The 19,356-nt window shown below is 70.0% G+C and carries 16 protein-coding genes and 1 pseudogene; 12 read left to right on the forward strand and 5 right to left on the reverse strand.

All coding sequences use genetic code 11. From position 1 onward, the window contains the following. The first annotated feature begins 79 nt into the window (after positions 1–79). The 5 genes from ACPYN5_RS01205 to ACPYN5_RS01225 all read left to right on the forward strand — a co-directional run bounded on the left by ACPYN5_RS01205 (position 80) and on the right by ACPYN5_RS01225 (position 3,202). Complete coding sequence (locus tag ACPYN5_RS01205) at positions 80–367, forward strand: WXG100 family type VII secretion target (RefSeq protein WP_091500844.1); 288 nt, start codon at positions 80–82, stop codon at positions 365–367. Between the two features lie 64 nt (positions 368–431). After that, the gene (locus ACPYN5_RS01210; protein WP_023955668.1) at positions 432–734 is read left to right on the forward strand and encodes a P-loop NTPase family protein; all 303 of its coding nucleotides are present in this window, start codon (positions 432–434) and stop codon (positions 732–734) included. Then, positions 731–1,858 carry a hypothetical protein gene (locus ACPYN5_RS01215; RefSeq protein ID WP_424447166.1) on the forward strand — a complete coding sequence of 376 codons (1,128 nt, stop codon included), beginning with the start codon at positions 731–733 and terminating at the stop codon, positions 1,856–1,858. The genes ACPYN5_RS01210 and ACPYN5_RS01215 overlap by 4 nt, the downstream gene beginning before the upstream one ends. Further along, the gene (locus ACPYN5_RS01220) at positions 1,858–2,517 is read left to right on the forward strand and encodes a hypothetical protein (RefSeq protein ID WP_424447167.1); all 660 of its coding nucleotides are present in this window, start codon (positions 1,858–1,860) and stop codon (positions 2,515–2,517) included. The genes ACPYN5_RS01215 and ACPYN5_RS01220 overlap by 1 nt, the downstream gene beginning before the upstream one ends. 10 nt (positions 2,518–2,527) lie before the next feature. Further along, positions 2,528–3,202, forward strand: coding sequence for a hypothetical protein (locus ACPYN5_RS01225; protein WP_424447168.1), 675 nt, complete (start codon positions 2,528–2,530; stop codon positions 3,200–3,202). A gap of 137 nt (positions 3,203–3,339) precedes the next feature. Here the strand turns inward: ACPYN5_RS01225 and ACPYN5_RS01230 are convergent, their stop codons facing one another. After that, a complete protein-coding gene (locus ACPYN5_RS01230) occupies positions 3,340–4,767 on the reverse strand; it encodes a dihydrolipoyl dehydrogenase family protein (protein ID WP_424447169.1) in 1,428 nt (475 codons plus the stop codon). 176 nt (positions 4,768–4,943) lie between these two features. Here ACPYN5_RS01230 and ACPYN5_RS01235 point away from each other — a divergent pair, with 176 nt between their 5' ends. The 7 genes and pseudogenes from ACPYN5_RS01235 to ACPYN5_RS01265 all read left to right on the forward strand — a co-directional run bounded on the left by ACPYN5_RS01235 (position 4,944) and on the right by ACPYN5_RS01265 (position 13,690). After that, positions 4,944–5,237, forward strand: a complete 294-nt coding sequence (locus tag ACPYN5_RS01235; RefSeq protein ID WP_112617461.1) for a hypothetical protein — start codon at positions 4,944–4,946, stop codon at positions 5,235–5,237. After that, entirely contained in the window at positions 5,234–6,925 is a 1,692-nt protein-coding gene (locus tag ACPYN5_RS01240) for an alpha/beta hydrolase (RefSeq protein WP_424447170.1), read from the forward strand. Before ACPYN5_RS01235 ends, ACPYN5_RS01240 begins: the two co-directional genes overlap by 4 nt. A 3-nt stretch (positions 6,926–6,928) precedes the next feature. Continuing rightward, positions 6,929–7,630, forward strand: a complete 702-nt coding sequence (locus ACPYN5_RS01245) for a hypothetical protein (RefSeq protein WP_424447171.1) — start codon at positions 6,929–6,931, stop codon at positions 7,628–7,630. Positions 7,631–7,711: 81 nt separating this feature from the next. After that, positions 7,712–9,226, forward strand: a complete 1,515-nt coding sequence (locus ACPYN5_RS01250) for an AlkA N-terminal domain-containing protein (RefSeq protein ID WP_424447172.1) — start codon at positions 7,712–7,714, stop codon at positions 9,224–9,226. After that, a complete protein-coding gene (locus ACPYN5_RS01255; RefSeq protein ID WP_424447173.1) occupies positions 9,223–9,753 on the forward strand; it encodes a methylated-DNA--[protein]-cysteine S-methyltransferase in 531 nt (176 codons plus the stop codon). The genes ACPYN5_RS01250 and ACPYN5_RS01255 overlap by 4 nt, the downstream gene beginning before the upstream one ends. Positions 9,754–10,059: 306 nt before the next feature. After that, positions 10,060–11,882, forward strand: a pseudogene (locus tag ACPYN5_RS01260) (ABC transporter ATP-binding protein). Next, positions 11,879–13,690, forward strand: coding sequence for an ABC transporter ATP-binding protein (locus tag ACPYN5_RS01265; RefSeq protein WP_424447174.1), 1,812 nt, complete (start codon positions 11,879–11,881; stop codon positions 13,688–13,690). Before ACPYN5_RS01260 ends, ACPYN5_RS01265 begins: the two are co-directional and overlap by 4 nt. Before the next feature lie 124 nt (positions 13,691–13,814). On the opposite strand, the gene yicI is transcribed toward ACPYN5_RS01265, so the two are convergent. The 4 genes from yicI to ACPYN5_RS01285 are packed head-to-tail and all read right to left on the reverse strand — an operon-like array spanning position 13,815 to position 19,280. Further along, positions 13,815–16,052, reverse strand: coding sequence for an alpha-xylosidase (gene yicI / locus ACPYN5_RS01270; protein ID WP_424447175.1), 2,238 nt, complete (start codon positions 16,050–16,052; stop codon positions 13,815–13,817). After that, entirely contained in the window at positions 16,052–16,948 is an 897-nt protein-coding gene (locus ACPYN5_RS01275) for a carbohydrate ABC transporter permease (protein WP_424447176.1), read from the reverse strand. The genes yicI and ACPYN5_RS01275 overlap by 1 nt, the downstream gene beginning before the upstream one ends. Next, entirely contained in the window at positions 16,948–17,913 is a 966-nt protein-coding gene (locus tag ACPYN5_RS01280) for a carbohydrate ABC transporter permease (RefSeq protein ID WP_424447177.1), read from the reverse strand. The genes ACPYN5_RS01275 and ACPYN5_RS01280 overlap by 1 nt, the downstream gene beginning before the upstream one ends. Positions 17,914–17,969: 56 nt before the next feature. Further along, complete coding sequence (locus tag ACPYN5_RS01285) at positions 17,970–19,280, reverse strand: ABC transporter substrate-binding protein (RefSeq protein WP_424447178.1); 1,311 nt, start codon at positions 19,278–19,280, stop codon at positions 17,970–17,972. Positions 19,281–19,356: the final 76 nt, after the last annotated feature.

Genomic DNA, 19,356 nt, shown 5'->3' on the forward strand with positions numbered 1-19,356 from the left:
CCTCGCGGGATGGTGGCCGATAGGTTTTGGGTGTCGGCTCCGGAGGGGGGTCGGGACATCTACTTTCAGGAGGGCCGTCATGGCTGATTTCGGTGCGTCTTATGCGGAGATGGAGCAGGTTGCGAACTCGCTGTCGCAGGCTCGTGATGACATTCAGGGTCAGCTCGACACGCTGAAGTCGCAGGTCGACACGCTGCTGGGTGATGACTTCAAGACGCAGCACGCGTCGGGCAAGTTCGGTGAGGGGTATTCCGAGCTCACCACCGGTTTGAAGAACGCGGTCGATGGCATCAATGACATGTCCGACTCGCTGCTGGGCATGATGCGCGCGATCCAGGACCTCGACCAGCAGCTCGCCGGCAGCTGATCTCGTCTTTTCGGAGCCGAGGCGCCCTGGGCGCCTCGGCTCCGCCCGATTCTCGGAGGTGACCATGGTCGACGTGCGGATCGACTACGGCGCGATGCGCGCCAGCCGCAACGCTTACGCGAACATGCGGGATGTCCTCGATGGGGCGACGCGCGCGATGTCGAATGTCTCGGGTGCGGCCGTGCCCCAAGACGTGCTGCGGCGGCGTCTCGAGGATCTCCACGATTCGTGGGGTGGCGGTATCGACAAGCTCGCCCGCTACGCGGAAGACGCGGGCACGGGCCTCGAGGGCATTCTCGAGGCCTTTCAGCAGCTCGACACCGAGCTCGGCAACAGCATGGTTCCGCAGGAAGGATCAGCGTCGTGACCGACTTCTCCGCTCTCGGATTCGACCCTGCTCCCGGAGACGTCGCGACGCTCTCCGGATATGTGGATGCGCTCACCACCAGCTGCGACGGTGTCGATGACGCTCTGTCGATGATGGACGGCTCCGACGACGCCGCGTGGATCGGCAAGTCGGCGACGGCGTTCCGCGCTGCATTGAGCGAGGACTTCCGACCGCACCTCAGCGACACCGGTGAGGCGTTGCGCGGCTCGCGGACCGCTCTCGCGACGTGGACCGACCAGCTCGCGAACCATCAGCGCCGTGCCGCCGCGCTCGCGGAGGAAGCCTCTGCGGCATCCGCGAGTGTCGCCTCGTCCGAATCAGCCCACGCGCAGGCCCAGGCGAACAAGGATGCCGAGGACGCCTACCCGGATGCCGTCTCGACCGCTTCGACGGCACTGGCGAACGCGCAGGGCGAGCTGGAATCGATCCGCGCGCGTGCTCGTCAGCTCAAGGACGAGGTCGACGCCGACGCCGCCGCCGCGGCCGGAGCGCTCCTGTCTGCGAGCGACACCTTGAACTCCTACGCCGGCAACCCGGTCATGAACTTCCTGGGCTCGGCCGGCGACTGGCTCGCCGACGCCGGCAACTGGCTCATGGACAACGTGGTGCCGATCCTGGAGGACATCCTCCGGGCGGCGCTGCCGATCATCGCGATCCTCTCGCTCTTCATCCCCGTCCTCGGCACCGTCGCGCTCGTCATGTCCATCGCGCTCGTCGCGATCGACGGCCTGCAGTGGGCGACCGGTCGGGGAACATTCGCCGAGTTCGCCACGGGCGCCCTCGGACTGCTGGCGGGTGGCGCGCTCGGGCAGGCCGCCAAGACGCTGATCGGTCCGGGCGGACAGGTGCTCATCCCGTCGATCCAGGGCATGACGCCGGCGATGGCGGGCGGAGGCGCCGCCGCCGGAAGCGTCGCGGTGGCGCTCAACGTCAATCTGCCCAACATGGTCGCGAACACGTACTGGACCGTGAACAGCGCGATGGACGCCCACAGCAAGGGGACGGACTTCGTCGACAGTCTGACCGGGCCGTGGCAGAACCTCTCCGAGCGGTTCAACAACACCCTGCGTGGCAACGGCCCGCGCACCGACGAGGAGGTCTGATGACGGAGCAAGAGGCGACGCTCGACCCGGTCGCGGCTGATGATGCGCCGCTGCGGGTCTGGCAGCGCGTGCCCCAGGGCTGGATCGAGTTCCGCTCGTTCGGCGATCGTTCGCCGCAGGAGTGGCTCGACTGGTACCTCGTGAGTGCCGAGGGCTGGCTCCCGGATGCCGCGCGCGACGCGATCGTCGACGGCTTCCGAGCGGGCGTTGAGCTGTTCGCCGACACCGCCTTCGCCTTCGCCGGTGTCTCGCTGACGCTCGGCGAGCGCCCGGCGGCGTTCTTCCTCTGCACGAACGTGGTGCCGGTGGCGGCCGAGACCGACGCTGCCGCGACGGCCTTCCACCGGCTGCTCCCACTCGCGCGGTTCGGCGAGGGCGGGCGCAGCGAGAGCTTCACCACTCCGGACGGTCGCGTCGGCACGATCACCCTCGGGGCGTCGACGGACGGCGGGATGCCGCACCTCACCGCGGTCGGAGAGATTCGCCTTCCTCGCGGTACCGGCACGGTCGTCGTCATGGGGTTGTGCTCCGACCCGCAGCAGTCGGCCGAGCTCGCGCTGCACGTGGCGTTCGCGCTCACGACCACGCAGGCTCTGCCCGAGGGGGCCGAGCCCGCGGAGCCCGCCGAGCCCGCGGAGCCCGAGCCCGCCGCCACGTAGCATTCTGTCCATGGCGTTCGCTTTCATCCAGGCAGCATCCCGCCCGCTCCTCGAGGCAGACGAGGCGGGGGAGTCTGCGCCATCCGCGGGGCCGGCCGAGGCCGATCGTGCCGTCGCCGCCCTGCGTGCCGACTACGAGCGATGGTCGCGTTGGGCGCTCGGCGTCGTCGGATTCGTCGCCGTCGCGGGCGGCATGTTCTTCGCGGGCGGGCTGGTCGCGACCGTGATGGAGATGGGTGTCGTGACGCCGGACACCGTCATCGTCATCGCGATCTCAGCCGGGGTCGCGCTCGCCGGGGCAGCACTGCTCGTGGCGCTGTGGCGCAGCGGCCGCGCACTGACTCGTGCCGCGTCGTTCTGGATCCGCGCACCGTACGTCGCGGGCCAGCGCGCGCCGCGCGCCGCCGGCTGGGTTCAGGCGCGTACCGTCAACCTCGAGCCCCGCATCCTGGTCCGCCTGATCACGGCGACCCTTGCTCTGCTCGTCGCCATCGGCGGTATCGCGGTCTTCGTGCGCGACCTCGGCGCCGACGTCTCGATCTTCACGGTGCCGGTCCTGCTCGTCGGCGTGTGCGGCGCGCTCAGCGGCGTCGGTCAGATCGGGGGCGTCCTGCGCATCGTCAACGGCCTGAGCGCGCGGGACCCGCTGTGGTCGAGGCTGACGCGGTCGGTGCGCGCCGACTGACGACGTGGCGGCGGTCGCATCGAACTCGGATCCACCGCGGGGCATGACGTGCGCGATACGGGACCTCGATCAGCCGATCGTCGCCCGCTGAACCGCTCACGCGATGCCGTTGCCCTGCAACGCGACGGGGCGCCCGCTCAGGCGGTCGGGCGACCGTAGACCTCGAGGAAGCGCAGCCAGACCTCGCTGAGCGTCGGGTAGGACGGCACCGCATGCCACAGCCGGGCGAGCGGCACCTCGCCGACGACCGCGATCGTGGCGGAGTGCAGAAGCTCGCCGACATCCGCCCCGACGAAAGTCGCGCCGATGAGGACGCCGCGATCCTCGTCGACGATCGCGCGCGCCTGCCCGGTGTATGCGTCGGATCGCGTCGATGCGCCCGCGATCCACGAGAGGTCGTAGTCGAGAACGCGGATGTTGCGTCCAGCGGCCCGCGCAGATGCCTCGGTCTCACCGATCGAGGCGACCTCGGGGTCGGTGAACGTCACCTGCGGCACGGCGCCGTGGTCGGCGGTCGCGACATGCGCGCCCCACGGGGCGTCGTCGACGGTGCCGCCGGTTGCGCGCGCGACGATGACGTCGCCCGCGGCCCGCGCCTGGTACTTGCCCTGGTGCGTGAGGAGGGCCCGGTGATTGACGTCGCCGACCGCGTAGAGCCACTCGGATCCGCGCACCAGCATCGTGTCGTCGACATCCAGCCAGGAGCCGGGCTCGAGGCCGACGGCATTCAGTCCGAGATCCTCGGTACGCGGGATGCGACCGGTCGCGACGAGCACCTCGTCGGCGCGGACGCGCGTGCCGTTCGACAGCTCGAGCTCGACCTGACCGTCGTCGAGGCGGCGGGCGGAGACGAGATCGGTGTGCAGCAGCACACGTGCGCCGCGGTCGGTCAGCGACTGCGCGACGAGGTCGCCCGCGAAGGGCTCCATCGGCCCGAGCAGACGGCTACGTGCGATGAGCGTCACCTCGCTGCCGAGGTCGACGAACGCCGTGGCCATCTCCGCGGCGACGACACCGCCGCCGACGATCGCGAGTGAGCCCGGGACCTCCTGCACGGCGGTCGCTTCGCGGCTCGTCCACGGCGATACCTCTGCCAGGCCGGGAACGTCAGGCAGGAGGGCGGCCGAGCCGGTGCAGACTGCGACGGCGTGGTTTGCGATGAGGCTGGTCACGGCACCGTCGGGGCCGGTGACCTCGACGCGCTTCTCGCCGGCGAGGCGCCCATGCCCGCGTACGAGGTCGACCCCCGCGCCCTGCAGCCACTCCACCTGTGACGCGTCGTTCCAGTCGGAGGTCAGCGAGTCGCGGCGGCGAAGCACCCCGGCGACGTCGATGTCGCCCGTCACGGCCTGCTTCGCGCCGTCGACCGCGCGCGCTGCGCGGAGAGCTGCGCCGGCCCGAAGCAGACCCTTCGACGGCATGCACGCCCAGTACGAGCACTCGCCGCCGACGAGTTCGCTCTCGACGATGGCGACACTCAGCCCTCCCTGCACAGCGCGGTCGGCGACGTTCTCTCCGACGGGACCGGCTCCGATGACGACGAGGTCGTAGGTGCGTTCACTCATGCCGCGACGCTAACCCGGCGAGGGGCGGGTACGCCAGCGCTTGCGCTGGCGGCACAGCGACCGGCGGCCACTGGCGGAGAATCGGCGAGGGGAGGGGAGTTCTCCCCATCGACGCGGCGGCGGCGCCCTCGATACCGTGTGAGCGACGGCCGGACCGAGCCGGCGGAGGGGGCCCGATGTCAGACGTCGAGATCTACTACCACGCGCTCACGAGCGCCGCGGATGCGATCCAGACGCGGGTCTCGAGCGCGGTGATGGACAATGCCGATATCCAAGGCGACGACACCGGTGTCGAGAACCCCGCGCACCGGGTCGCGCTCCGCCTCGAGATGAACCGGCGCCTGAGTGGGCTGAATCGCGCCGTGCTCGAGCGCACGACCGCGGCATCCGAGGTCGGCGCGTTGCTGACTGCGATCGCGACGCGCTACTCCGACCTCGACGTCGAGCTCACCGGGCAGGAGCAGCCGTGACCCTCACCTCTCCGAACCGCGGCTACCCGCTCGAACGCCTCGAGGGCAATCCCGGGTCGATGAGCTGGTGGAGCGGTGCGTTCAGCCGTGTCGCCGGCTCGCTCGGTGAACTCCGTACGACCGTCCAGTCCGCGACCGACCTCGACGGTGTCGGTGCATCGATCCGGTCGGCTCGCTCCAAAGCGCAGGAGGTCGCCACGGCGCTGGCCGCGGAGATCGCCGAGGCGGAGCTTCTCGCGGAGGTGCTGCAGCGGTACGCGGACGCGTTCTCGTCGTCGGCGGAGTCGGCGAACCGGCTCATCGACGACATCGAGTCCGCCCACGCTTCGATGGCATCGGCATCAGCCGCGGCCGATGAAGCGGGGCTGAACGCGCTGTGGACCTCTCGCTCCGGCGAGCCGGCCGACGTCCGGCGCGCGAACGATGCGGCGCAGGATGCGGTCGCCGCCCGGGATGCCGCGGCGCGCGATCTCGCCGATCTGTGGGTGCAGTTCGAGAGCCACTACTCCGCCTGGGACGCGGCCTACGACGCGGCGCTCGCCGAGCTCGCCGGTGGTGCGGGGCCGGCGATGACGTCGCAGGCGCAGGACCTGCTCGACCAGCTGCTCGCGGCGGACACCCCGCAGGCGGTGCTCGAGCTGTGGCTCGCACACCCTGAGCTGCAGGACGAGATCGCCCGGGCGCATCCCGACATCATCGGCAACCTCGACGGCATCCCCTACGACGTCCGCGGGCGGATCAACCGGGAGCGCCTGGAGGCGCTGTACAACTCCGCTCCGACCGGAGAACTCGGCGAACAGATCGACGCGCTCTGGAACACCCTCGTGCAAGGTGCGCCGCCGCCCCTTCTGGTTTCCTTCGATCCGAACGGGTCGGCTCAGGTGACGGCAGCTCTCGCGTACGGCGACCTCGCTACCGCGACGGACATCAACGTCCTCGTGCCCGGGATGCTCTCCAACGTCACGGGAATGGGCGAGTGGGGTGACTCCGCACGTGCGCTCAACGCTGCCGGGCCGAACATCGCGAGCGTCGTGTGGTTCGGTTACGACTCGCCCACCGTCGCGGAGGAACCGTCCATGCAGCGGGCGAACGACGGCGCCCCGGCTCTCCGTTCCTTCCTGCTGGGTCTCGACGCCGTGCATCCGGCGGCGGAGAAGGCCGTCATCGCGCATTCCTACGGCAGCACGACCGCAGCCCTCGCGATCGGCTCGCGCCCGGATGCTCTCGGCGTCGACCAGTTCATCGCCGTAGGGTCGGCCGGCTTTCCGAGCGACCCGCAGATCCTGTCGAACCTTCAGAACGCCGAGGGCCTGCGCATGTACGCGACGCTGTCGGAGAACGACGCCTGGGCGCGGATCGGCCGCGACACGAGCTGGGGCGGCGCGCACGGAACCGTACCGGAGACCCTGCCGGGAATGACGGAGTTCGGCAGCGACGGTGGCCGCGCCGACGGCGAGGACCTCGCCCCGACCCCCGGGCACGCCGCGCATTCGGGCGGAAACGGACCGCTTCCCTCCGGCGACGGCGAGGGGTACCTCGTGGAAGGATCGGAGTCGTTCTACAACATCCAGCAGATCATCCTGACCGGTGAGCCCGGCACGGAGATGGACGGCGAAGGCAGCGAGCGCGGCTTCTGGGATCTGCCCGACTGGCTGGAGTGGCTACCCGTTGACCCTTACCGGACGTGACTGATGAGATCGACCTCGCGGATGACGATGACGGCACTCGCCGTCGGATTGGTGTTGACGATGACCGGATGCGGTGGCCAGGGCGATCCCGGATCGGCCGGAGGCGCCGGTGGTGTTGAGGCTGGTGAGACTTACGCCCAGGCCGAGCAGCGGTTCACGGCGCTCGCGACCGGCGTGCACTCGGTCATCATGGCCATCGAGCCGGCCGAGTGGAGTGTGGTCGACGGCGCGTATGGCGCTCACCCGACCGGGTGCCAGTCGGGCCTCAGCGAGGATGGCGGATACCGTCTCGTCGCTGTCCGCGGTCTCGAGCTGCCCGGGCGTGACCCGTTGGAGGTCGCCCAGGCGGCGACGCGCGCTTTCGATGCTCTCGGTATCGACAGCGACATCGCCGACCGAGGACAGGGCGACGCGCGGGAGGTGACCGTCGTCGCGGAGGGCGGCATCGCCGAGCGGACTGTAGTCACCATTCGCCCGGCCACGGGTCAGGTGAGGGTGTCGGCGGAAACGGAGTGCGCGCCCGGATCAGCGCACGACCTCGCGACGCAGGTCTTCGGCGAAGAACGGCTGCCCGCGGATGTCTGGCGCCGGCTCCCGGCCTTCGACGGTCCGACATCTAAGCCGTCGTTCTCGTTCCCGCCCGACGGGCCGCTCTACTACGACGAGTCCGGCAACCCCGTGCGGCCGCAGCCCAGCGGCGACTGATCGAGTCGCCGGGCGAACCCCGGAAACGGTCGTGTCCGATTTCCGCGAGCCCGTGTCGGCGGGGCGTGTCAGGCTGGGGGCATGACGAGTGGCGGGATGACCTTCGACGAGCGGTACCGCGCCATCGACGCGCGCGACCGCCGCTTCGATGGTCAGTTCGTCACGGCGGTGCGCTCGACGGGCATCTACTGCCGCCCGAGCTGCCCCGCGCGCACGCCCCAGCCCGCGAACGTCACCTTCTACCCGACGAGCGCCGCGGCCCACGAGGCCGGCTATCGCGCGTGCAAGCGCTGCCTGCCCGAAGCCACGCCCGGGTCGCCGCAGTGGAACCTCCGCGGCGACCTCGCCGCCCGCGCGATGCGACTCATCGCCGACGGCGTCGTCGATCGCGAAGGCGTGCCGGGACTCGCATCGCGTCTCGGCTACTCGTCGCGCCACCTCACCCGGCTGCTCACGGCGGAGCTCGGCGCCGGGCCGCTCGCCCTCGCCCGCGCGCATCGCGCCCACACCGCGCGCACCCTGCTGGTCGACACCGACCTGCCGGTCGCCGACGTCGCCTTCGCCGCGGGTTTCGCGAGCGTGCGGCAGTTCAACGAGACGGTGGGCGAGGTCTTCGCGATGCCTCCCGGGCAGTTGCGGGCGCGCCGATCGGCGGGGGAGCGGATGCCGGGTCGCATCGACCTCGTCCTGCCGGTGCGCGAACCCTTCGACGCTGCGGGCCTGTTCGGATGGATGCGCGCGCACGCGATCCCCGGCGTCGAGTCGGGCGACGAGCGCTCGTTCGCGCGCGTGATCCGGCTCGCCGGGGGACCGGCGTGGTTCGAGGTGCGTCAGGATGACGCCGGCCGCGTGCGCCTGCGCGCCGAGCTGGCCTCGCTGGCCGATCTTTCCACTCTGATCGCGCGCGTCCGGCGGCTGTTCGATCTCGACGCCGATCCGACCGCCGTCGACGAGGCCCTGGCACGGCATCCCGAGCTGGCGCCCCTCGTCGCGCGGATCCCGGGAGTGCGCCTGCCCGCCGCCATCGACCCCGACGAGATGCTCATCCGCGCCATGATCGGGCAGCAGATCAGCGTCGCCTCGGCCCGCACCGTCCAGGGACGGCTCACGGCCGAGCTTGGCGAACCCGTCGAGACCGCGGCCGGCCCCGCCACGCTCTTCCCGACGATGTCGGCGATCGCCGAGCGCGGCGCCGAGGTGCTGCGCGGACCCGGCGCGCGCATCCGTGCCATCGTCGGGGCGGCCACCGCGCTCGCCGAGGGGTCGCTGCGGCTGTCTCCGGGCGACGACACGCTCGAGCAGCGTGCCGCGCTCCTCGCTCTGCCCGGCATCGGACCGTGGACCGCCGACTACGTGCAGATGCGGGTGCTCGGCGACCCCGACATCCTGCTGCCCGGCGATGTCGCCGCGCGCGCGGGGGCCGCCGCTGCCGGTATCCCCTCCGGCCCGTCCGAACTCGTGGCGTGGGCCGAGCGCGCCGCGCCCTGGCGCAGCTACCTCATGGCGCACCTCTGGTACGCCGCCCCTGTCACGCAGGCCTGGCGCGAGAGCGCGACCGAGCCGACCCTCCCGCCGCCCCGAAAGGCTCGAGCATGACCGACATCATCGCCGTCCCCACCGCTGCCGGTGCCGCCCTCATCGAGACCGTCGCGACACCGGACGGCCCGTTCACGATCCTCGAGGCGGACGGGATCGTGCTCGCCTCCGGCTGGACCGACGATTCCGCCGCGATCCTCGCCCGGCTGCGCCCAGTCGCGCGCCCCACCCGCGTCGTCGATGGTCGTTCGGATGCCGCCGGTGCCGTCGCCGCCTATTACGCGGGCGACCTCGCCGCGATCGACGCTGTGCCCGTGCGGCAGGCCGGCACCGCCCTGCAGAGCACCGGCTGGGACGCGCTTCGCGGCATCGCGCCCGGCGAGCCGCTGACCTACACGGGGTTCGCTGCGGCGCTCGGTTCTCCCGGCGCGGTGCGGGCTGCGGCATCCATCTGCGCGCGGAACGCGGCGGCGCTCTTCGTTCCGTGCCACCGGGTGCTGCGCACGGGTGGAGCGCTCGGCGGGTTCGCCTGGGGGATCGAGCTCAAAGAGCGCCTCCTCGCCCGGGAGGCGCAGACCCGAGGCTGAGGTCGCACCCGCCACCCTTGCACTCAGCGAATACTCAGGTATATCCTGGAGGGCTCCCGCGTGCGTAGCGGGCGCTCTGTCCGCTCGATCCCAGGAGGAAGCCATGTCCCCGGCCATCGTCACCACGAAGTCCGTCGCCTTCCTCGCCGTCGCCGGCGGACGTCCCGCTCGCGGGGGAATCGTCCGATAGATCCGGGAAGCGCGCCGCCGCTTCCGACGTTCCCTCCCTCGGGCCCCCGGCCCCACCTCGACGCGCTCGCGCGCGTCTCGCGCCGCTTCGGCATCCGCTCGACACACCTCAGGATCATGACCTCCTCGACGCCCCCTCGTCTGTCCACGCCGCGCGCGCTCGCGCGCCTGCTCCCGTTCGCCAAACCGGTGCTGCCCCGACTGAGCCTCGGGTTCGTCAGCGCCCTCATCGCGAGCCTGCTCGCCCTCGGCATCCCGCTCGTGCTCGAGGTCATCGTCGGTCCCGAGGGACCCATCGCCTCGGGTGACCCGTGGCTCATCGTGCTCGGCGCGGGAGCGGTGCTCGCGCTCGGCCTGCTCGAGGCGCTGATGGTGTGGGCCCGCCGCTGGTTCGTCCTCGCGCCGGCGACGAAGGTCGAGTACGAGCTGCGTACCGACTTCTTCGCTCGGCTGCAGCGGCTGCCGGTCGCTTTCCACGACCGCTGGCAGTCCGGTCAGCTGCTGAGCCGGATGATGCAGGACATCAGCCTCATCCGTCGCTGGCTCGCCTTCGGCATCGTGCTGCTTGTGGTGAACATGGTGACGATCGTCGTCGGATCGATCATCCTGTTCCGCTGGCACTGGCTGCTCGGCACCATCTTCGTCGTCGTCTCGGCACCCCTTTGGATCGCCGGCTTCATCTTCGAGAACCGCTACGGCCTGCTCTCGCGGCAGAGTCAGGACCAGGCCGGCGACCTCGCCACGGCCGTCGAGGAATCCGTCCACGGCATCCGGGTGCTCAAGGCCTTCGGTCGTGGCGGACACGCGCTGCAGAAGTTCACGCGCCAGGCCGAGACCCTGCGCGAGACCGAGGTGAAGAAGGCCCAGGCCGTCGGCTGGATCTGGTTCTGGCTCGTGCTGCTGCCCGACATCGCCTTCGCCCTGTGCCTGGGTGCCGGTATCTACCTCGTCCAGGCGGGCGAGCTCGGGGTCGACTCGCTCATCGCGTTCTTCGCGATGGCGACGATCCTCCGCTGGCCCGTCGAATCGATCGGCTTCCTCTTCTCGTTCCTCGTCGATGCGCGGACCGCGACGGATCGCATCTTCGAGGTCTTCGACGAGCAGAACACGATCACAGACCCCGACAACCCGACGACCATCACGCAGCCGCGGGGCGAGCTCGTGTTCGAGGGTGCGCGTTTCCGTTACCAGGATGCGCCGGAGAGCGAGCGCGATCTGCTCGACGGCATCGATCTGTCGCTGCGGCCGGGCGAGACGATGGCGCTCGTGGGTCTCACGGGCTCGGGCAAGACGACCCTGACGACGCTGCCCGGTCGGCTCTACGACGTCACCGGCGGACGCGTTCTGCTCGACGGCGTCGACGTGCGCGACCTGCGTCTCGACGAGCTGCGCCGCCACGTCGGCATGGCCTTCGAAGACGCGACGCTGTTCTCGCAGACCGTGCGCGAGAACGTGCTGCTCGGACGCGAAGACCTCGAGCGGGGAAGCGCCGAGGCCGAGCGCGTCATGCGCGAAGCCTTGTCGGTCGCGCAGGCGAACTTCGTCGACGCGCTGCCCGACGGCGTCGACACGGTCATCGGCGAAGAGGGCCTCAGCCTCTCCGGCGGACAGCGTCAGCGTCTCGCGCTGGCCCGTGCCGTCGCCCCGCCCGGCCCGCCGTGCTCGTCCTCGACGATCCGCTGTCGGCGCTCGACGTCGACACCGAGGCCCTCGTCGAGGATGCGCTGCGGGAGGTGCTGGCCGACACGACCGCCCTCATCGTGGCCCACCGACCCTCGACCGTCACGCTCGCCGACCGGGTCGCGCTCCTCGAGGAGGGACGTGTCACGGCGGTCGGCACGCACTCCGAGCTGTTGCGCACGAGTGAGCACTACCGCCACGTCATCTCGAGTCTCGAGGACGAACAGGAACGACACGACGAGAAGGAGGTGACCCTGTGAGCACCGTCACCGGGACGAGCGGCGAGGACCGCTCCGACTACACGCGCGACGAGAGCCGCGAGATCCGGCGCCGCTCGCTGCGCCTGCTCGGTTCGCTGGTCTCGCCGCTGCGGATGCAGCTGGCACTGGCGGCCGTCGTGCTCGTCATCTCGACGGCGCTGCGCGTCGCCGGTCCCGCCCTGGTCGGGTGGGGAATCGCGAACGCGCTGCCCGCGGTGCAGGAGCAGGCCGACTGGATGCCGACCATCGTGGTCGTCGTCGTGTTCCTCATCAGCGCCGTCGGCGGTGCGGCGCTGATCGGCTGGTACGCCGTGGTCGCGGCACGCCTGACGCAGGCGGTCATGATCGACCTCCGGAAGCGCATCTTCCGTCACACGCAGCGACTGAGCCTGGAGTTCCACGAGTCCTACACGTCGGGCCGCATCATCTCGCGGCAGACGAGCGACCTCGACACCATCCGGGAGCTTCTCGACGGCGGCCTGAACGAGCTCGTCTCGGGCCTGCTCTACGGCGGGTTCACGCTCATCGCGCTGCTGCTCCTCGACTGGCAGTCCGGCGTCATCCTCGCGGTCATGGGCATTCCGCTGTTCCTGCTCATGCGCTGGTTCTACCTGCGCTCGCAGGTCGTCTACCGCGAGTCGCGCGTCATCAGCGCGAAGGTGATCGTGAAGTTCGTCGAGTCGATGACCGGCATCCGCGCCGTGAAGGCGTTCCGCAAAGAGCCCGCGAACGACACCGAGTTCGGCGGCCTGTCGAGCGACTACCGCGACGTGAACATGCGCTCGATCCGCCTGTTCGGCACGTTCGAGCCGGCGCTCATGGCCGTGGCATCCGTCTCGCTCGCTCTCGTGCTGGCGTGGGGCGGGTTCCGGGTCGTCGAGGGCACGCTGAGCCTCGGGTTCCTGCTCTCGGCGGTGCTGTACGTGCGGAACTTCTTCGCGCCGATGCAGGAGGTCGCGTTCTTCCTCAACTCCTACCAGTCGGCCACGGCGGCACTCGAGAAGGTCTCGGGCGTGCTCGAGGAGGACCCGACCGTTCCCGATCCGACCGATCCGGTCGAGTTGCGGCAGGCGCGCGGTCACCTGCGGTTCGAGGACGTGACGTTCGGATACTCGGATGCCGTGACGATCCTGCCCGACTTCGCGCTCGACATGCCCGCCGGGCAGACGATCGCGCTGGTGGGCACGACGGGTGCGGGAAAGTCGACGCTCGCCAAGCTGGTCGCGCGCTTCTACGACCCCACGAAGGGACGCGTGACGCTCGACGGCATCGACCTGCGTCAGCTGCATCCCAAAGATCTGCGCCGCGCCATCGTCATGGTCACGCAGGAGGCGTACCTGTTCAGCGGGACGGTCGCCGACAACATCGCGCTCGGCAAGCCCGACGCGACGATGGCGGAGATCGAGGCTGCGGCGCGCGCCGTCGGCGCGGACGAGTTCATCGAGCGGCTGCCCGACGGCTACGCCACCGACGTCAACAAGCGCGGCGGGCGCGTCTCGGCCGGGCAGCGCCAGCTGATCTCGTTCGCGCGGGCCTTCCTCGCCGACCCGGCGGTGCTGATCCTCGACGAGGCGACGGCGTCGCTCGACATCCCGAGCGAGCGGCAGATCCAGGAGGCCTTGGGGACGCTCCTGGCCGACCGCACGGCGATCATCATCGCCCACCGCCTCTCGACCGTGGCGATCGCCGACCGCGTGCTGGTGATGGAGCACGGTCGCATCATCGAGGACGACACCCCCGCGGCCTTGATCGCCGGCACCGGCAAGTTCGCGCAGCTGCACGCCGCCTGGCGCGAGTCGCTCGTCTGACGCCGGCTTCACGCTGAGCCCAGGCCCCGAGAACGCACCGTCGCCCCGAGAACGCATCGGCGACGGTGCGTTCTCGGGGTCATGGAGCGTTTTCGGCGGCGGCGCAGCCGTCGGTGCCGCCGCCTCAGCCGGTGACGTCGGCGAGGTCGACGGTCAGGATCTCGGTGCGGCCGTCGGGGGTCGTCACCGTCACCTCGCGCGTGCCCGAGCCTCCCGCGAAGACCCGCAATGCGAGGCCGTCGAGGTAGTCGTAGTCGGGGCGGTCGGCGCGCGCCCCCCACGGGATCACCGCTCCCGGTCGTGCGTACAGGGGCAGCGAGAACACGTCGTGCGTCTCCCGGCGCCAGCGTCCCCCCTCGACCGTCTCGCGCGTCAACAGGCTCGTCCACGTGCCCTCGGGCAGGTAGAACTCGACCTCGCCGTCCGGCGACATGACCGGGGCGACGAGCAGCTCGGAGCCGAGCATGAACTGGCGGTCCAGATATCCGACGGACGGGTCCTCCGAGAACTCCAGCTGCATCGGGCGGAAGACGGGGATGCCGGAGGCCGCGGCGTCGCGTCCCGCCTGGTACAGGTAGGGCATGAGCCGCATCTTCAGGTGAGTGAACCGGCGGGTGACCTCCACCGCCTCCTCGTCGAAGCTCCAGGGAACGCGATAGGAGCTCGATCCGTGCAGGCGGCTGTGCGTGCTCAGCAGGCCGAACGCCGTCCACCGCTTGTAGACGAGCGGGTCGGGTGTGCCCTCGAAGCCGCCGATGTCGTGGCTCCAGTGGGCGAAGCCGCTGAACGCCAGCGACAGACCGCCGCGCAGGGTCTCGGCCATCGACGGGAAGGTCGAGGTGTTGTCACCGCCCCAGTGCACGGGCATCTGCTGGCCGCCCGTCGTCGCCGAGCGTGCGAAGAGCACCGCCTCACCCTCGCCGCGTGCCTCCACGAGCACGTCGTGCACCGCCCGGTTGTACAGCTGCGTGTAGAGATTGTGCATCCGCTCGGGGTCCGAGCCGTCGGCCCATTCCACATCGACGGGGATGCGTTCGCCGAAGTCGGTCTTGAAACAGTCGACGCCCTGATCGACGAGCGCGCGCAGCTTGCCCTGGTACCAGGCGGTGGCATCCGGATTCGTGAAGTCGACGAGTCCCATGCCCGCCTGCCATTTGTCCCACTGCCACACGGTGCCGTCGGAGCGTCGGACGAGGTACCCCGCCTCGGCCGCCTCGGCGAACAGCGGTGACCGCTGCGCGATGTAGGGATTGATCCAGACGCTGACCCGCAGGTCTTTCGCGCGCAGTCGCTCGAGCATGCCGTCGGGGTCGGGGAAGACCCGGGGATCCCATTCGAAGTCGCACCAGTTGAACTCGCGCATCCAGAAGCAGTCGAAGTGGAAGACCGAGACGGGCAGCTCGCGCCCGGCCATCTCGTCGATGAAAGACGTCACGGTCGCCTCGTCGTAGTCGGTCGTGAACGACGTCGACAGCCAGAGGCCGTACGACCATGCCGGCACGACCGCAGCCCGCCCGGTCAGCGCGGTGTACCGGGCGAGCACCTCCTTCGGGGTGGGACCTGCGAACACGAAGTACTCGAGGGCCTCGCCCGAGACGGCGAACTGCACCCGCTCGACCGCCTCGGATCCGACCTCGAACGACACATGCCCGGGGTCGTTCACGAGCACGCCGTAGCCGCGGCTGGTCAGGTAGAACGGCACGTTCTTGTAGGCCTGCTCGCTCGAGGTGCCGCCGTCGGCGTTCCAGATGTCGACCGTCTGCCCGTTCTTCACGAGCGGCCCGAACCGCTCGCCGAGCCCGTAGACGAGCTCGCCGACGCCGAGGTCGAGCTGCTCGCGGACGTAGCTCGCAGCCCGGGGCAGGTTCATCCCGCTGGCCCGCTCGCCCGGCATCCCCGGGTCGACCTGCGCGTCGTCGTCGATCCCGAGCCACGCGGGCGCGCGGAAGCCGCTGCCGGTGATCCGCCTGCCTGCGACGTCGAAGTCGAGCCCCCAGGGCGTTCCGCGCCGGACCCGAGCGGTGAGCGACCCGGTTCGCAGCGTGCCTTCCTCGGGGGTGACGGATGCCGCACCCGCTCCGCCGTGGACGGCGCCCGGAAGCGCGAACCCGTCGTGCCGGCGCCCGCCGGTGTGGCGCTCGATGCGCACCCGGACGACGCCCTCGAGGGGCGAGGACAGCGTGACCGTGAGGACCGGGCGGTTCAGGGTGTCGCCGCGATGGGCGATGACCGCCGTGGTCGCCGAGACGACGACCGCGTCGCCGTCGGTCGGGTGCGAGCCGGAGTCGATGTCGTAGGCCTCCTGCGCGAAGAGCGGGCTGACGCCCGGACGCAGCTGCCAGAAACCATCGGTGAACTTCATTACTTGACTGCTCCTGCGGTGATGCCCCGGGTGAGGGTGCGTTGGAAGACGAGGAAGAAGATGAGTGTCGGGATGATGCCGAGCAGGGCCGAGGCGCTGGTCGTCGTGACATCCATGAGCCGGTCGCCCTGCAGCACACTGATGGCCACGGGAACCGTCTGGTTCGCGTTCGAGGCCAGGAACGTCAGCGGGATGAGGAACTCGTTCCACGTCCAGATGAAGAAGAAGATGAGCAGCACCGACAGGGTCGGGCGGCTGATCGGGAAGACGACGCGCCACAGGATCTGCCACCGGCTCGCGCCGTCGAGGGAGGCCGCCTCGAGCACCTCCTTCGGGAAGGTGCCATACACGGAGCTCAGCAGGTAGGTGCCGAACGCCGCCTGGATCACGACGAAGATGATGATGACCGCCCACACGCTGTCGTAGAGGCCGACCTCTTTGAACATGTAGTACAGCGGGTACAGCAGCGCCTCCTGCGGCAGAAGGTTCGCGAGCAGGAAGAGCAGCACGATCGAGGTGCGATACTTCACGCGGCCGATCCCGATCGCGAACGCGTTCAGCATCGAGATGAGCACCGCGAGAACGGCGACCACTCCGGAGATGAAGATCGAGTTCCACACCTTCTCGGGGAAGTTCACCCGCTCCCAGAACCTGCCGAGGCCGGTGAAGTCGAGCGCCTGCGGAAGCGCGAGCGCACCCGAGGTGGCGTAGTCGGTGGGGGACTTGAACGAGTTCACGACGACGAGGTAGAACGGCGCGATCACCGCGAGGGCACCGAGGGCGACCAGCGCGACGACGATCCAGTCGCGGCCGCGAGGCCGGGTCATCCCGCCGCGCGGGCGCGTCCGCCGCGGCGCGCTGGTCGCGGACGGGGGAAGCAGAGTGGAGGTCGCCATCACAGGCCCGCCCTTTCCTTGCGCTCGAGCGAGTTCTGCACGCGCACGAAGACGATCGACACGATCACGACGACGATCGTGAGAACCGTCGCGATCGTCGCGCCGTAGCCGACGTCGCGCTTGGTGAAGAACTCCTGGTAGGCGTAGTACGCCGGAACGAGGGTCGACCCCGCCGGTCCGCCGCGCGTGATGACGTAGACCGGGCCGAACACCTTGAGGGCGGCGATGGTGCAGGTGAGGGTGACGACGAAGATCTCCGGGCGGATGATGCTCATGGTGATCGCGACGAAGCGCTGGCCCCAGTTCGCCCCATCGAGCTCGGCGGCCTCGTACAGTTCGGGGTCGACCCGCTGGAGTGCGGCCATGAACACCACGACGGGGTACCCGATCTGCACCCACACCAGCACGACCATGAGGACGATGAGGGCCGAGGGCATCTGCCCGAGCCAGTCGACGGGACCGATGCCGACCGATCCGAGGATCTGGTTCAGCGCTCCATCGCCGCCGGGCCGGACGATCCAGCCGATCACGATGCCGGCGACGGCGACGGGGAGGATCTGCGGGAGGTAGTAGGTGGCGCGGAGGAAGCTCGCGAGCTTGCCGCCGAACTTCCTCCCGATGACGTCGAACAGTGCCGCCGCGACGAAGAGGCCGACGACGGTCGGGACGATCACCATGGCGAGCACCATCCACACGGAGTTGGCGAACGAGGTCCAGAAGTCCTCGTCGACGAGGATCGCGGCCCAGTTCTCCAGGCCGATGAACTCGGGCGTGCCGACGCCGCGCCAGTCGGTGAACGTGAGGGCCAGGTTCCAGACGAGGGGGATGAGGATGATGACGACCAGCAGCGCGAAGCCGGGCAGCAGGTAGAGCCAGTAGCCGGCGCGGCCGGTGCCGCGCTGGGGGATGGACGGCTCCTCGGGAGGGAGCGTCGTGCGCAGGGCGCGCGTTTCGGTGACGGTCATGAGTGACTCCGGGGTCGGGGGAGGGGCGGATGCGGCATCCGCCCCTCCCGGGCGGATCAGCGGTAGTCCGCCGTGCCTTCGTCGTACTGCTCGCCGAGGTTCGTCGCGGTGGTCGCGGCATCCTGGGCGCCGGTCACGAGACCCTGCAGCTCCTGCACGAGGACGTCGTAGAAGCCGGGCGCGGGCCAGTCGGGGTAGAACGAGAGGCCGTCGTCGTCGAGGATCCCGTTGAAGGTCTCGATGAGCGCGGCGCTCTTCTCGTCGGTGATGTCGGCCGCGTCGGCCGCGACCGGCACGCCGCCGTTGTTGCCGATGATCGCCTGGATCTCGGGGCGCATCGTGATGTCGATGAACTCGTAGGCGAGGTCCGCGTTCGCGGCGTTGGCGGGGACGACCCACAGGTTGCCCGACGAGCCGAGCGAGAGCTGCGACTCGGGGAAGGCTTCCAACGACCAGTCGAAGCCGGTCGCCTCGGTGACGAAGCGGCCGTACCACCACGAGCCCGACACGAAGATCGGCGAGGTGCCGTTGATGAACGAGACGCCCGCATCCTCGGCGACGACGGAGGAGACGTCCTTCGCGATGTAGCCCTTGTCGACGTACTCGGCGAGGGTCTCGGTCGCGTAGGTGACCTCGGGGCCCGACCAGTCGACGGGGTTCTCGTAGAGCTGGTAGTCGTCGACGAACGACCGGTCGGCCTGCGACAGCGCGAGCTGGTACCAGAGCTGACCGAGCGGATACTCGGCCCCGGCCTCGGCGAGCGGGGTCACGCCCCGGGCGACGAAGGCGTCGAGGACGCTGACGAACTCGTCGTACGTGGTGGGAACCGCCAGGCCCGCTTCCTCGAACATGTCGAGGTTGTAGTAGACGCCGACGAACTCCCCGTAGTTCGGGATGCCGTACCAGGCGTCGCCGCCCATGACGCCGTCCTCGTCGTACTTCGCGGTGGTTTGCAGCGACGGCGCCAGCTTGTCGGCCCAGCCGTACTCGTCGACGGCGTCGGAGATGTCGGAGATGAGCCCGGTGCTGGCGAGGAAGCCGGCGGTGGCGTTGCCCTTGTTGAACTCCATGAGGTCGGGCGCCGCGTCGGTGTCGAGCACCTGGCTCGCGGTCTTCTGGATCTGCTCGAAGGACTTCTCCTCGAACTCGACGGTCGCGCCGGTCTCCTCCTCGAAGATGCGGATCGCCTCGTCCCAAGCCTTGCCCATCGCGCTGTCGGCGCTCTCGTAGTGCCACAGGCGGAGGGTGTCGCCGTCGCCCCCGGCGGCGTCGCCGCCGCCGTTGCTGCAGCCCGTCAGGGCCAGGCCGGCGGCGGAGAGGGCCGCGACCGCGGAGAGGGTTGCGGCGCGTCGTGTCGTGCGTGCCATCGTTGGCACTCCTTTCTCGGTGACCAGGACGGTCGGTACTTCGGGTGGGTGGTTCGGAAGGATGAACGGATCCTCG

Origin of the sequence: Microbacterium arborescens (assembly GCF_049707515.1) — a bacterium.
Taxonomy (GTDB): domain Bacteria; phylum Actinomycetota; class Actinomycetes; order Actinomycetales; family Microbacteriaceae; genus Microbacterium; species Microbacterium arborescens_B.